Origin of the sequence: Halomonas sp. A29 (genome assembly GCF_046723295.1) — a bacterium.
Classification (GTDB): domain Bacteria; phylum Pseudomonadota; class Gammaproteobacteria; order Pseudomonadales; family Halomonadaceae; genus Halomonas.
In genome coordinates, this window is sequence record NZ_JAXQPR010000006.1 from 57,995 (window position 1) to 70,657 (window position 12,663).

The following is a 12,663-nucleotide window of genomic DNA, read 5'->3' on the forward strand; positions in this document are numbered from 1 at the left end:
CACCATGTATGCGCAGCTAGTCGAGACCGATACCAAGAAGCTCAAGACCCTCGAGGAGATGAGCCCCGAGGAGCGCGCCTTTCAGACTCGCATCGACGACGAGATCAAGATCGAGCCCAAGAACTGGATGCCGGAGGCGTACCGCAAGACGCTGATCCGGCAGATCTCCCAGCACGCGCATTCAGAAGTGGTCGGCATGCTGCCGGAGGGCAACTGGGTCACTCGCGCACCGACCCTCAAACGCAAGCTGCAGCTGATGGCCAAGATCCAGGACGAGGCCGGCCATGGCCTCTACCTCTACAGCGCCATGGAGACCCTGGGCGCCGACCGCGACGAAGAGATCGACAAGCTTCACCAGGGCAAGGCCAAGTACTCCTCCATCTTCAACTACCCGACACTGAACTGGGCGGACATGGGCACGATTGGCTGGCTGGTGGATGGCGCGGCCATCGTCAACCAGGTGGTCCTGCAGCGCACCTCCTACGGGCCCTATTCACGGGCCATGATCCGGATCTGCAAGGAGGAGAGCTTTCACCAGCGCCAGGGTTACCAGATCCTGCTGGATCTGATGCGTGAGGGCACCGAGGAGCAGAGGCAGATGGTGCAGGACTCCATCAATCGCTTCTGGTGGCCGGCGCTGATGATGTTCGGCCCCTCCGACGAACAGTCACCGAACTCCCAGCAGTCCATGGCCTGGAAGATCAAGCGCAAGAGCAACGACGAGCTGCGCCAGATGTTCATCGACCAGACCGTGCCCCAGTTGGAGTTCCTGGGCTGTACCGCGCCGGACCCGGAGCTCAAGTGGAACGAGGAGCGGGGCCATTACGACTTCGGCGAAATCGACTGGCAGGAGTTCTTCGACGTCCTCAAGGGCAACGGTCCCTGCAACAGGGAACGTATCGAAACCCGCAGGAACGCCATCGAAGGCGGCCGCTGGGTACGCGAGGCCGCCAAGGCCTATGCCGAGAAACAGCAGCACAAGAATCAGAAAGTTGCCTGAGAGGAGAAGCGTCATGGCTGACTGGCCCCTTTACGAAGTCTTTGTTCGCAGCAAGCATGGCCTCAACCACAAGCACGTCGGCAGCGTTCACGCCACCGATGCCGAAATGGCCATGGAAAATGCCCGCGACCTCTACACTCGCCGCAGCGAAGGCGTCTCCATCTGGGTCGTTCCGTCGTCTGCCATCACCGCCTCCTCGCCGGACGAGAAGGAAGTCCTGTTCGACCCGGCCGACGACAAGATCTACCGCCACGCCTCCTTCTACGAGCTGCCCGACGAAGTCGGGCACATGTAAGGGTGACTTCCATGAGCAAGGCAATGACACGGCAAGAGGCACTGCAGGAGATTCTGCTACGCCTGGCGGATTCCGACATGATCCTGGGCCAGCGCCTGTGCGAGCTGTGCGGCAAGGCACCGGCGCTGGAAGAGGAAATGGCGCTGATGAACGTGGCCCTGGATCTCGTTGGCCAGGCTCGTAATTGGTACGAGTACGCCGCCGAGCTGATCGACGACGGCCGCAGCGCCGACGACCTGGCATTCCGGCGTGACGCCCGCGACTACCGCAACGCGCTGTTGGTAGAACAGCCCAACGGCGATTATGCCGTCACCATGGGCCGGCAGTTCTTCTTCGACGCCTGGCACTACTTCACCATCACCGCCCTGACCGAGGCACCGGATGAGCGCATCGCCGGTATTGCCGCCAAGGCCGCCAAGGAGGTCCGGTACCACCTGCGCCGCTCCTCGGAATGGGTCAAGCGGTTTGGCGATGGCTCCGAGGAGAGCCATCGGCGCATGCAGACCGCGGTGGATGACCTGTGGCGCTTCACCGGAGAGATGATCGAAGCCGACGAAGTCGAGCAGGCCCTGTTCGAGATCGGTATCGGCCCCGACCCGCAGCAGTTGGCAGCGGACTGGAAAGGCCTGGTGAACGAGGTTCTGACCGAAGCCACCCTGACTCCGCCGCCGGAAGACGCCTGGATGTACCGGGGCGCCAAGGCCGGCCACCACACTGAACACCTGGGCTATATCCTGGCCGAGATGCAGTTTCTGCAGAGGGCTTATCCGGATGCAAAGACCTGGTAGACCCGAACCCCGGTCGCTGCTGGACGACCAGCCGGTCATCGCCAGCGATCGCATTCCTGCCCGTGACCGCCGCCAACCGGTTACCGAGGCAGAGCTCTGGGCTCTTCTGGACGAAGTGAAGGATCCCGAGGTACCTGCGGTCAGCGTGGTGGAACTCGGCATGGTCCGGCGCATTGCCGAAGAGGGCGGCGAGTGGGTGGTGGATGTGACTCCCACCTATTCCGGATGCCCGGCAACCGAGATGATCGAAGCGTCCATCGAAGAGGCCCTGCGCCTGGTGGGCCTGCGCAATGGCCGAGTCCACCGAGTGCTGTCCCCGGCCTGGACCACCGACTGGATCACCGAGGCCGGACACCGGAAATTGCAGGCCTTCGGCATTGCGCCCCCGGTGGGCAGCGCCAGCAAGCTGACCCTCAAGGGCGTGGTGGAGACCATCCCATGCCCGCATTGCGCCAGTGATCACACCGAGAGAGTCAGCGAGTTCGGTTCCACCGCCTGCAAGGCACTGTACCGCTGCCTCGATTGCCGTGAGCCCTTCGACTACTTCAAATGCCTCTAGAGCAGAACAATCATGAACAAGTTCTACCCTCTCACCATTCGTGAAATCCGGCCTGAAACCCGGGACGCCGTGTCCCTGTGCTTCGACCTGTCGGAAGAGCTGCAGGGCACTTTCAGCTACCGCCAGGGCCAGCACCTGGTCTTGCGTACCCACCTCGATGGCGAGGAAGTACGTCGCTCCTACTCCATCTGCACCGGTGTCGGCGACCGGGAGCTGCGCATCGCCGTCAAGAAGGTTCCCGGCGGCCGCTTCTCGACCCTTGCCAACGAACAGCTCAGGCCAGGCCAGACACTGGAAGTGATGCCGCCCCAAGGTCAGTTCCACGTGGAGCTGGATCCGGAGCGGGAAGGCGACTACCTGGCGGTAGCGGCGGGCAGTGGCATCACGCCGATTCTGTCCATCGTCAAGACCACCCTGGAGACCGAGCCGAAAAGCAAGGTCACCCTGTTCTACGGCAACCGCTCCACCGCCAGCACCATGTTCAGGGAGAGCCTGGAAGACCTGAAGAACCGCTTCATGGGTCGCTTCAACCTGGTCTTCGTGTTCAGCCGTGAAGAGCAGGACATCGACCTGTACAACGGCCGCATCGATTCGAACAAGTGCGACGCCCTGTTTGATCGCTGGCTGAACGCCGGGGCACTCACCGCCGCGTTCATCTGCGGCCCCCAGAGCATGACCGAAACCGTCCGTGATTCGCTTCAGCGCCATGGCCTCGACAAGGCCAAGATCCACTACGAACTGTTCACGCCGGTCGACGGCGGCAAGCCTCCCCGCAAGGACCGGGCGGAAATCACCGTGGATCCGCAGGCCGTAAGCAAAGTGACCGTTCGTGCCGATGGCCGGGCCCTTACCTTCGACCTGACGCGCAACACCCAGAGCATCCTCGATGCCGGCAACGAAATGGGCGCCGACCTGCCCTTCTCCTGCAAGGCAGGGGTCTGCTCCACGTGCAAGGCCAAGGTGGTCGAAGGGCAAGTAGAGATGGATGCCAATTACGCCCTGGAAGACTACGAGGTCGAGGCGAGTTACGTGCTGTCCTGTCAGTGCTACCCGATCAGCGACAGGGTGGTGCTGGATTACGACGAAGTCTGAGACCTGCTCACCCTCTTCCCAGAGCCGGCCTCAGCGCCGGCTTCGCTCACCGTGATAACGACAGATTCCCGGGAGAACGCCCAATGTCGTCAGTTCTACAGAGTTACGTTGCAGGCCACTGGTTCGGTGAGACCGAAGCCCGGGCGCTGCGCAGCGCCATCAACGACGAGACCGTGGCCTATACCCACGAAGAAGCCATCGATTTCGGTGAAGCCGTCGACTATGCCCGTCATACCGGCGTAAAAAATCTGCTGGCTCTCGATTTTCAACAGCGCGCCGCCCTGCTCAAGGAGCTGGCCATTTACATCCAAGGCCGCAAGGAGGAGCTGTACGCCATCTCCCACCATACCGGCTGCACCCGGGCGGACTCCTGGATCGATATCGAGGGCGGCTTCGGCACCCTGTTTACCTATGCCTCCATCGGCCGCAAGGAACTGCCTTCCGGCAACGTGGCTCATGAAGGCCCGGTCGCCCAACTAGGCAAGAACAACCACTTCAACGGCACCCATATCCTGGTGCCCCGTCGTGGCGTGTGCGTTCACATCAATGCCTTCAACTTTCCCATTTGGGGCATGCTGGAGAAGTTCGCGCCGGCCTTCCTGGCAGGCATGCCCTGCATCGTGAAGCCGGCCACCGCGACCAGCTACCTGGCGGAGGCCGCCTTACGAGTGATCAACGACTCCGGCCTGCTGCCGGAAGGTGCGCTGCAACTGATCATCGGTGGCACGGGAGATCTGCTCGACCGGCTGGAAGAGCAGGACTTCGTCACCTTTACCGGCTCCGCCGATACCGCCCTGAGACTGAGGAACCATCCCAACATCATGGCGCGGAGCATTCCGTTCAATGCCGAAGCGGATTCCCTCAATAGCGCCATCCTGGCGCCGGACGTGTCGCCTGAAGACGAGGAATTCGAGATCTTCGCCAAGGAAGTGGTGAAGGAGATGACCGCCAAGGCAGGCCAGAAGTGTACGGCCATTCGCCGGGTGCTGGTACCCGCCGAACATCTGGATGCATTGGCGGACAAGATCAAGGAGCGGCTGTCCAGGATCGTTGCAGGCGACCCCAAGGAGGAGGGCGTTCGCATGGGTGCCCTGTCATCCTGCGACCAGCGGCGTGACGTCCAGGACGCCATCAACCGACTGCTGGAAACCTGCGAATGTGTCTACGGCAAGGACGATAGCTTCAAGCCTGTGGGCACGGGTGTGGAGCACGGCGCCTTCATCGCACCGCACTTGTTGATCGCCTATAACCCGCTGCAAGACGGTGGTGCCCACGATATCGAAGCCTTCGGCCCCGTCGCCACCCTGATGCCCTACCACGGCATCGAGGAGGCTCTGGCCATTGCCGCCAAGGGCAAGGGCAGCCTCGTGACCACCCTCACCACCAAAGACCCCGCCATTGCCGCGGAAATGATCCCGGTTTTGGCAGCCCAGCACGGCCGCCTGCAGATCCTGGACGCAGAAGCTTCCAGGGAGTCCACCGGCCACGGCTCCCCGCTTCCCATCCTCAAGCACGGCGGCCCGGGTCGTGCCGGCGGCGGCGAAGAGCTGGGGGGCATCCGAGCGGTACACCATTACCTGCAGCGGACGGCCATTCAGGGGTCTCCGACCATGCTGGCGGCAGTTACCCGGGAATACGTCCGAGGCGCCAGAGTGATCGAGAACGATATACACCCGTTCCGTCGCCATTTCGATGACCTGCAGGTGGGCGAATCCCTGTTGACCCACCGCCGCACCGTCACCGAAGCCGACATCGTCAACTTCGGCTGCCTCTCCGGCGATCACTTCTACATGCACTTCGACGACATCGCCGCTCGCAAGACCCAGTTCGGCAAGCGAATCGCCCACGGCTACTTCGTGCTGTCGGCTGTGGCCGGCCTGTTCGTCTACCCGGGCGAGGGACCCGTACTGGCCAACTACGGCCTGGACACCCTGCGCTTCATCGCCCCGGTCGCCCCCGGCGACACCATCCGCGCCCGCCTGACATGCAAGCGCAAGATCGACCAGGGCCGAACCTCACCGGATGGGCATCCCCAGGGCGTCGTGATGTGGGACGTTGCCGTGACCAATCAGGATGACGAGCTGGTGGCCAGCTATGACATTCTGACTTTGGTGGCGAAGCGGCAGTAACCCCCGCATCAGTAAGATGAGGGGGCGCATTCCGCCCCTTGCCGATGCTACTTACCGCCAAGCCCCATGAAGGCTTCAGCGTTGGGGCAAAACGCCTGGCAGGCCTCGGCTTCTGCGTCATTGCGCATGGCCTGCCAGCAGCGGCCGACCTCCTCGCAGCGGTTGCAGCTCGCCTTCAGCTCCGACAGGACCTCCTCCGCGATGGCGGCCGGGCACACCGCGAAGGTCGTCATCATCGCCGGCATCAGCACCTCGGCGGCCCGAAAGGCTGGCACACGGCCGTCATCGAGGCTGCGCGCCACGGCCCGCTCCAGCGGCGGGCTCAGCGGCTGCTCCAGGTTACAGGTCAACTCCTCAAGCGCCTCGGGGGCGTGGCGGCGAAGTTCACGCACCACGCGCTCGCCCTGAATATAATCAGACAGTCTTTCCATTTCACCACCCCCTTTCGGTATCGCCTGTTCCGTATTTCATCATAGAGAAAAAATAAAAAGCCCCGTTTGACGTTGGTCAAAACAGGGCTTAATTAGATACTATTACCTATATTACCAAGAAATTAACGTGTCGCATTCAGGCAAAAAAACGACATGCCGCCCCGACACTGACTCACAGGAACTCTTGCGGCACCAGCGAGGCCACGCCCTCCTCCTCGGCGGCAGCAGCCAGCTGCTCATGGAAGTACTGCATGGCCGCCATTCCATCGACGCCACGGCTCTGGCTGACCGTTTCCGCCCACTCCTGGACCAACGCATCGCTGATGCCGCGCAGAGTATCGAGATCGCTGCCGTTGAGTTCGGTAAAGGTATGGCCGCGCTCTTCGGCGAAGGCCACGCCACGCACGTCCACGGTATCCATCATGTAGCCGAACAGGCGCGACAGGCGCTCGCCGGAGACCGCCTCGATCGCCTCACGATCCTCGGGCGAGATCCGGTCCCATATCGTCGGATTGACCACGATGGTGAAGCTGCCGCGATAGAAGCCGCCATCCACCTTGAGGGTATGGGGGAAGATCTCCGCCACACGGAAGCTGCGCAGCCCCTCCGGCACCAGCATCGCGCCGTCGATAACGCCTTGCGAGCCCGCCTCGTAGACGCTGGTGGGCGGCAGTGCCACACCGGTCAGCTCCAGGGCATTGGAGAGATCCCCCATCACCCCGCCACCGACCCGGATTCGCTTGCTCATCAGGTCATCTAGGGTGGAGTACTGCTCACGACTGAAGATCCAGCCTGGGCCATGTACACCGGCCGCTACCACATCGACGCCGCGATGCTCACCGGCCTGGGCCAGGTGCCCCTGATGCGTCCGCCAGTAGGCGGCAGAGGCGTGCTCGGAGGAGAAATCCTCAAAGGTGGGGAATTCCGGCAGCTTGGTCAGCTCGAAACGGCCGGTGTTATAGCCATGAAAAACCCAGGTGGCATCGGCGATCCCATCGGCCACGATCTCCATCTGCGAGGCCGGCGGCCCCATATCGTGCACCACATCCAGGGTGACACGCCCCTCGGTAGCTTCCTCGATCCAGGCCTTCCAGGTAGGCCAGACGATGGTATTGATGCCGTGGTTGGGCCCCGCCCAGGTACTGACGGTAATGGTGGTCTGGGCTTGGGCAGCAACACTCAGAGACGCGGCGGCCAAGGCGCCGATCAACAGGTTAGCGGTCTTGCGCATGGTCATTCCCTCCTTTCGCCATGGGGCGGCGGTATTGGCATTGTTAGCGGTGGTAGAACCCAGTCATGACACAAAAACTATATCCAATTTTCAACTTAATGAAACACGATAATGCACGATGCCGGCTCACGCTGTCGAGCGCAACGACGTTTCCCATCAACGCCATCAGCCATAGGCTGGACAAGTAGAGCTACCCACAGGTGGACGATCATAGGCAAGCACCAGGACCGACCCAAATGCTGGCGACACGAGAAATCATGAGATAAAAGACACGTATTCAATCATTGCTTCTGATATCCAGGTATCAGATTACAAGACCAGCCGAGGGCAGTACGGACTCAAGCACTGCTGGCGGAGGGAGGATCTACCAACGCAGACTATGGGGAGTCGAGGAACCGAGTGTCTCAAGTCAAGACGCCACTGTCGCAGCTTGAAGCATCCATCACCCTCGCTAACCGGGAAGGCGGCAAAAGCAAGCCTCAATCACCTATTAATAGATTGAAAATTAAAGAATTATTTCTGCCCGGCGCAGTGTGTGCAGGTCAAGGGGAAAGGCCCGACACCTCGACCCCGGTGCCGCCCGCGTCGACCGCAGGCATGCATCAAGACAATAACAACGCGAGGAGAACTCCCCGTGATGAGACCAGCACTACCCGTTAGCCTGTGCGGCCTGGCCCTGCTGTTGCCGGCCTTGGCCCAAGCCTCCCCCGGTGGCGAGGCCATCGAACGTTACTGCACCGCCTGCCACCAGTCCCAGGATGGCTCCCAGAACTGGAGCCGTATCAGCCAGCAGCGCAAGACCCCGGAGGGCTGGGACATGACGCTGGCGCGCATGCAGATCATGCATGGTCTTGAGCTACCCGCCGAGGCGCGGCGCGACATCGTCAAGTACCTGGCAGACACCCAAGGGCTCGCCCCTGAAGAGAGCGCCTCTCAGCGCGAGCTGATCGAGCGTCGGCTCAACCGCATCGAGTCCTTCGATCACCCCAGCTACCAGGAGATGTGTGCTCGCTGCCACACCGGCGGCCGCGCCCAGCTGCAGCAGCGCCCGCTGGAGGAGTGGGAGCATCTGGTGCACTTCCACGTAGGCCAGTTCCAGACCATCGAATACCAGGCCATGGCCCGGGACCGGGACTGGTTGGACATTGCCCTGCACGAGATCGCCCCCTGGCTGGCCGAAACCCAGGGTCTTGAAAGCGAGGCCTGGGACACCTGGCAGGCGGCCGAGGCGGTTTCCCCCGAAGGCGACTGGCAGCTGTGGGGCCACTGGCCCGGCGAGGGCGACTTCTACGCCGATGTGAGCATCACCGCCACCGCGGGCGAGGATGCCTACGCCATGCACCTCGACGGCGCCTTCGCCAATGGCCGCCCCCTGACCGGAGAGGGCCGGGCCATCGTCTACACCGGCTACGAGTGGCGCGCCAATCTCGAGCTTAACGGCCGCGACCTCAAGCAGGTGCTGGACCTCTCCGGCGAGCGGCCCAGCGGACGCATCTTCGACGACCGCGACGAGGCCTTCGGCATGATGGTGGAAATGGTGCCCCGTGACGGGAACGAGTCCAGCCTGGTGGCCAGCCTTCCCGCCTCGCTGAAGGCCGGTGAACGCAGCCGCCTGGTACTGCTGGGCCAGGGCCTTGACGAAGGTGAGATCAACCTCGGCGCGGACGTGACCGTGCGTGAGGTGGTGGAACGCAGCGACCACCGCCTGGTGCTGAACGTCGAGGCGAGCGCCGACCTGACCCCCGGTTGGCTGCCACTGCGTGTCGGCGGACAGACACACGAGCAGCTGCTCGCTGGCTACCGCCAGGTGGATCGCCTCGAGGTAAGCCCTCCTCTCGGCGTGGCACGTATCGGCAATGACAAGACCCCGCCGGTCAGCGGCGTCTTCACTGCCCTAGGCTACCTGGGAGAGGGCGAGGCGAGCATTCCCCTGGGCCAGGTGCCGGTGCGCTGGAGCGTCGCGCCCTGGGACGAGATCGCCGAGCGCGACGAGGACGCCAAGTATGCCGGCGTGCTGGATGCCGCCAGCGGGATCTTCTCGCCGGCCGGTGCCGGACCCAATCCGCTGCGCAAGTACAACGCCAACAATGTAGGCAACCTGCGCGTCACCGCCAGCGTGGCGGGCCAGGAGGAGGTGCAGGACGAGGCCCAGCTGATCGTTACCGTGCAGCGCTGGAACAACCCACCGCTTCGCTAACACCAGAACCAGGAGATCATCATGGGAATCTTGCAAGCGATCCCCCAGAACCTGCATCGGGTGGAAGTGGAAGGCCAGCCGCTGTGGTTTCACATCCCCACCACCAGCCTGTTCGCCCCGGATGCCCTGAGCGAGGAGCTGCTGGCCCTGGCCGGGCGCGGCGAGGGGCTCGACAGCCGGGCGCTGCCGGAGAACCTGACCCGCCGCGCCAGCGGCGACGATATCCAGGCGCGACTGGAGCAGCTCAAGGCGCTGAAGCTGATCACCGACGGCGCCGTCCAGGCCTACAACCCCAGCGTCAAGGTGGAGCAGTTCCCGCTCTCCACCGTGGTGCTCAACGTCAATACCGGCTGCAACCTGAGCTGCAGCTACTGCTACAAGGAAGACCTGGACAATCCCCGGGACGGCAAGAAGATGGCCCTGGCCACCGCTCAGGCCTCTGTCGAGATGATGCTGCGCGAGGCTCCGCAGCGGGACCGCTACAACATCGTCTTCTTCGGTGGCGAACCGCTCAGCAACATGCCGCTGATCCGCCAGGTGGTCGACTGGGCCGAGGCGCGCATCCACGGGCTCGGCAAAGCGGTGGACTTCACCCTGACCACCAACGCCACCCTGCTGAGCGAGGAGAAGATCGCCTTCTTCGACGCCCACCGCTTCGGCCTGACGGTGAGCATGGACGGCCCCAAGGCGATCCACGACAAGAACCGCATCGCCGTCAACGGCCAGGGCACCTACGACCTGGTGGCCAAGCGTATCGCGCCGCTGCTGGCCAGCTACCGCTCGCGGCCAGTGGGCGCCCGGGTCACCCTGACCCGTGGCATCACCGACGTGGTCGGTATCCACGACCACCTGGTCAACGAGCTGGGCTTCGCCGAGGCGGGCTTCGCCCCGGTCACCTCCGGCGACATGGCCGCCTACAACCTGACCAGTGAAGAGCTCAAGCAGGTCTTCGACGGCATGGTCGAGCTCGGCGAGCGTGCAGTCGAGGCTGCCATCCAGGGCCGCGACATCGGCTTCGGCAACTTCAACCAGCTGCTCACCGATCTTTGGGAGGGGCGCAGCAAGGCGGTGCCCTGCGGCGCCGGGCTGGGGCTGGTGTCGGTCGACCATGCCGGCGACGTGCATCTCTGTCATCGCTTTACCGGCTCCGAGATGCCCACCTTTGGCAGCGTTAGCGAGGGACTCGACCATGTGGGCCTCAAGCAGTTCATCGAGGCCAGGAGCGATCGTAGCGAGCGCGGCTGCAGCAACTGTCGCATCCGCAACCTCTGCTCCGGCGGCTGCTACCACGAGAGCTACGCCCGCTACGGCGACGTCATGACCCCGACCTACCACTACTGCGATCTGATGCGCGACTGGGTCGACTTCGGCATCCAGGCCTATGCCCGCATCCTGCGTCACAACCCCGATTTTCTCGACGGCCCCCTGGCCGGGAGGCAGAGCGCATGACTCATAACAAGAAGAGCTTGACCGAGCTGGGGCTGGCGCCCCTCAATCGCAAGGCCCGCGAGATGGAGCGAGCCGCGACCCCGGAGGCCCTGGAAGAGGTCCAGGCCATGCAGACCATTGCCGGCTGTACCTCGAGCTTCGACCCGGGCTGGGAGGTGGACCCCTTCGGCGGCGTGGCCTCGCTGTGCCAGCCCATGGAGGCGGACCTCTACGGCTGCGCCGACCCTTGCTGGTGGCCCGCCCAAGTGCCGGACACCATGAACACCTATCCCCGCTGGGGGGACGGGGCCGACCGCGCCGAGGATGACTGGCGCAAGCTCGACAGCGTCTACCCGGGAGGCGATAAGTGATGAAAAGCTCCGTGACGAAACGACTCAACCTGGCCCTGGCGGGCCTGCTGGCTCTCTCGGCCCAACCGCTTCTTGCCACTGAGACTGGTACCGGCGAGGCGCGCGAGTACCTGGTGACCATGGCCCACCCCAACCAGCTCTACGTGATCGACCCCGAGGCCCGGGAGGTGGTGCGCAGCTGCGATGTAGAGGGCGACTTCGGCTCCGGTACCCTGCAGCTCTCGCCGGACGAACGCATCGCCTACGTCCTGCACAACCGCTGGGAGGACGTGGTGGGCATCGATCTCACCAGCTGCGAGGAGGTGTTCCGCGCCCGGCAGTCCGAGGGCGACGTGCGCGCCAAGGTGCTCGCCTCACTGGCAGTGAGCCCAGACGGTAGCCGCCTCTACACGGTGCAGGATCGGGTACGTCTCCACCGCGATCGCTACGAGGTACTCGAACCGCTGCTGGCGGTCTATGACACCTCGGCGGGCCTCGACGCCAAGCCCCTGGCCACCTTCCCCGCTCCGCGCCAGGTCACCACCATGGGCGCCGCCGCAGATGGCTACCTCTACCTTGCTGGAGCCGACATCTACCGGGTCGATCCGCAGAGCGGCGAGACCGAGATCGCCATTGCCAACCGCAACTGGGATCGACCCGACTTCAGCCCACCCGACTCCCTGGCGATGTGGACCATCGGCGAGGTCACGGACGAGTTCGTGCGTCCCTACACGGTGGCGGAACATCCCGGCGAGGAGAACGAGGCCTGGCACTGGGGCATCAGCCGGATCGACCTGACCACCGGCGAGACCGAGAACAAGGAGATCGCTCCCTTCGAGTTCATCATCTTCTCCATGGTCTCGGATCCCCGGGAGCGCGACGTCTTCTACGGCGTCTATACCCAACTCAGCAAGCTGGACGCCAGAACACGGGAGATCGTCCGGGTGATCGACCTCGACCACACCTACTATGTCATCAATACCTCCTACGACGGCTCGCGCATCTATGTGGGCGGTGCCTCCAGCGATATCGCCATCTACGATGACGACTTCAACGACCTGGGACGCATCCGCCTGCCCGGTGACATGAGCACGGCCACGCTGAAGGTGGCGCGCTTCTAGATTGCCGCTGCGTAGTGCTCTTTGGCCGGGGCTCCCTGAGAG

12 protein-coding genes are annotated in these 12,663 nt (G+C 63.5%); 10 read left to right on the forward strand and 2 right to left on the reverse strand.

Annotated features, from left to right (window positions below; translation table 11 throughout):
• Positions 1 to 4 precede the first annotated feature (4 nt).
• The 6 genes from paaA to paaZ all read left to right on the forward strand — a co-directional run bounded on the left by paaA (position 5) and on the right by paaZ (position 5,863).
• Positions 5 to 1,000, forward strand: a complete 996-nt coding sequence (gene paaA / locus SPH52_RS12720) for a 1,2-phenylacetyl-CoA epoxidase subunit PaaA (protein ID WP_411795403.1) — start codon at positions 5 to 7, stop codon at positions 998 to 1,000.
• A 13-nt stretch (positions 1,001 to 1,013) separates the two neighbouring features.
• On the forward strand, positions 1,014 to 1,295 hold the full coding sequence (gene paaB / locus SPH52_RS12725; RefSeq protein WP_411795404.1) for a 1,2-phenylacetyl-CoA epoxidase subunit PaaB: 282 nt from the start codon (positions 1,014 to 1,016) through the stop codon (positions 1,293 to 1,295).
• 11 nt (positions 1,296 to 1,306) lie between these two features.
• Positions 1,307 to 2,083, forward strand: a complete 777-nt coding sequence (gene paaC / locus SPH52_RS12730; RefSeq protein WP_411795405.1) for a 1,2-phenylacetyl-CoA epoxidase subunit PaaC — start codon at positions 1,307 to 1,309, stop codon at positions 2,081 to 2,083.
• Positions 2,067 to 2,642, forward strand: a complete 576-nt coding sequence (paaD, locus tag SPH52_RS12735) for a 1,2-phenylacetyl-CoA epoxidase subunit PaaD (protein WP_411795406.1) — start codon at positions 2,067 to 2,069, stop codon at positions 2,640 to 2,642. Before paaC ends, paaD begins: the two co-directional genes overlap by 17 nt.
• Positions 2,643 to 2,654: 12 nt before the next feature.
• The gene (paaE, locus tag SPH52_RS12740) at positions 2,655 to 3,734 is read left to right on the forward strand and encodes a 1,2-phenylacetyl-CoA epoxidase subunit PaaE (RefSeq protein ID WP_411795407.1); all 1,080 of its coding nucleotides are present in this window, start codon (positions 2,655 to 2,657) and stop codon (positions 3,732 to 3,734) included.
• A gap of 83 nt (positions 3,735 to 3,817) precedes the next feature.
• The gene (paaZ, locus tag SPH52_RS12745) at positions 3,818 to 5,863 is read left to right on the forward strand and encodes a phenylacetic acid degradation bifunctional protein PaaZ (RefSeq protein ID WP_411795408.1); all 2,046 of its coding nucleotides are present in this window, start codon (positions 3,818 to 3,820) and stop codon (positions 5,861 to 5,863) included.
• A 47-nt stretch (positions 5,864 to 5,910) separates the two neighbouring features.
• Here paaZ and SPH52_RS12750 read toward each other — a convergent pair whose 3' ends face one another.
• The gene (locus tag SPH52_RS12750) at positions 5,911 to 6,294 is read right to left on the reverse strand and encodes a hypothetical protein (protein WP_411795409.1); all 384 of its coding nucleotides are present in this window, start codon (positions 6,292 to 6,294) and stop codon (positions 5,911 to 5,913) included.
• A 172-nt stretch (positions 6,295 to 6,466) separates the two neighbouring features.
• Positions 6,467 to 7,525, reverse strand: a complete 1,059-nt coding sequence (locus tag SPH52_RS12755; protein ID WP_411795410.1) for a TRAP transporter substrate-binding protein — start codon at positions 7,523 to 7,525, stop codon at positions 6,467 to 6,469.
• 637 nt (positions 7,526 to 8,162) lie between these two features.
• Here SPH52_RS12755 and peaA point away from each other — a divergent pair.
• Genes peaA through peaD form a run of 4 tightly spaced genes read left to right on the forward strand, consistent with a single transcriptional unit; the run spans position 8,163 to position 12,621 of the window.
• A complete protein-coding gene (gene peaA, locus SPH52_RS12760) occupies positions 8,163 to 9,722 on the forward strand; it encodes a quinohemoprotein amine dehydrogenase subunit alpha (RefSeq protein ID WP_411795695.1) in 1,560 nt (519 codons plus the stop codon).
• A 21-nt stretch (positions 9,723 to 9,743) separates the two neighbouring features.
• Entirely contained in the window at positions 9,744 to 11,171 is a 1,428-nt protein-coding gene (peaB, locus tag SPH52_RS12765; protein WP_411795411.1) for a quinohemoprotein amine dehydrogenase maturation protein, read from the forward strand.
• The gene (gene qhpC / locus SPH52_RS12770) at positions 11,168 to 11,521 is read left to right on the forward strand and encodes a quinohemoprotein amine dehydrogenase subunit gamma (protein ID WP_411795412.1); all 354 of its coding nucleotides are present in this window, start codon (positions 11,168 to 11,170) and stop codon (positions 11,519 to 11,521) included. The genes peaB and qhpC overlap by 4 nt, the downstream gene beginning before the upstream one ends.
• Before the next feature lie 11 nt (positions 11,522 to 11,532).
• Entirely contained in the window at positions 11,533 to 12,621 is a 1,089-nt protein-coding gene (peaD, locus tag SPH52_RS12775; RefSeq protein WP_411795413.1) for a quinohemoprotein amine dehydrogenase subunit beta, read from the forward strand.
• The last annotated feature ends 42 nt before the right edge of the window (positions 12,622 to 12,663 follow it).

Coding starts and splice junctions, on each gene's coding strand:
- paaA (WP_411795403.1), top strand. CDS start 5: ATGTATGCGCAGCTAGTCGAGACCGATACCAAGAAGCTCAAGACCCTC.
- paaB (WP_411795404.1), top strand. CDS start 1,014: ATGGCTGACTGGCCCCTTTACGAAGTCTTTGTTCGCAGCAAGCATGGC.
- paaC (WP_411795405.1), top strand. CDS start 1,307: ATGAGCAAGGCAATGACACGGCAAGAGGCACTGCAGGAGATTCTGCTA.
- paaD (WP_411795406.1), top strand. CDS start 2,067: ATGCAAAGACCTGGTAGACCCGAACCCCGGTCGCTGCTGGACGACCAG.
- paaE (WP_411795407.1), top strand. CDS start 2,655: ATGAACAAGTTCTACCCTCTCACCATTCGTGAAATCCGGCCTGAAACC.
- paaZ (WP_411795408.1), top strand. CDS start 3,818: ATGTCGTCAGTTCTACAGAGTTACGTTGCAGGCCACTGGTTCGGTGAG.
- SPH52_RS12750 (WP_411795409.1), bottom strand. CDS start 6,294: ATGGAAAGACTGTCTGATTATATTCAGGGCGAGCGCGTGGTGCGTGAA.
- SPH52_RS12755 (WP_411795410.1), bottom strand. CDS start 7,525: ATGCGCAAGACCGCTAACCTGTTGATCGGCGCCTTGGCCGCCGCGTCT.
- peaA (WP_411795695.1), top strand. CDS start 8,163: ATGAGACCAGCACTACCCGTTAGCCTGTGCGGCCTGGCCCTGCTGTTG.
- peaB (WP_411795411.1), top strand. CDS start 9,744: ATGGGAATCTTGCAAGCGATCCCCCAGAACCTGCATCGGGTGGAAGTG.
- qhpC (WP_411795412.1), top strand. CDS start 11,168: ATGACTCATAACAAGAAGAGCTTGACCGAGCTGGGGCTGGCGCCCCTC.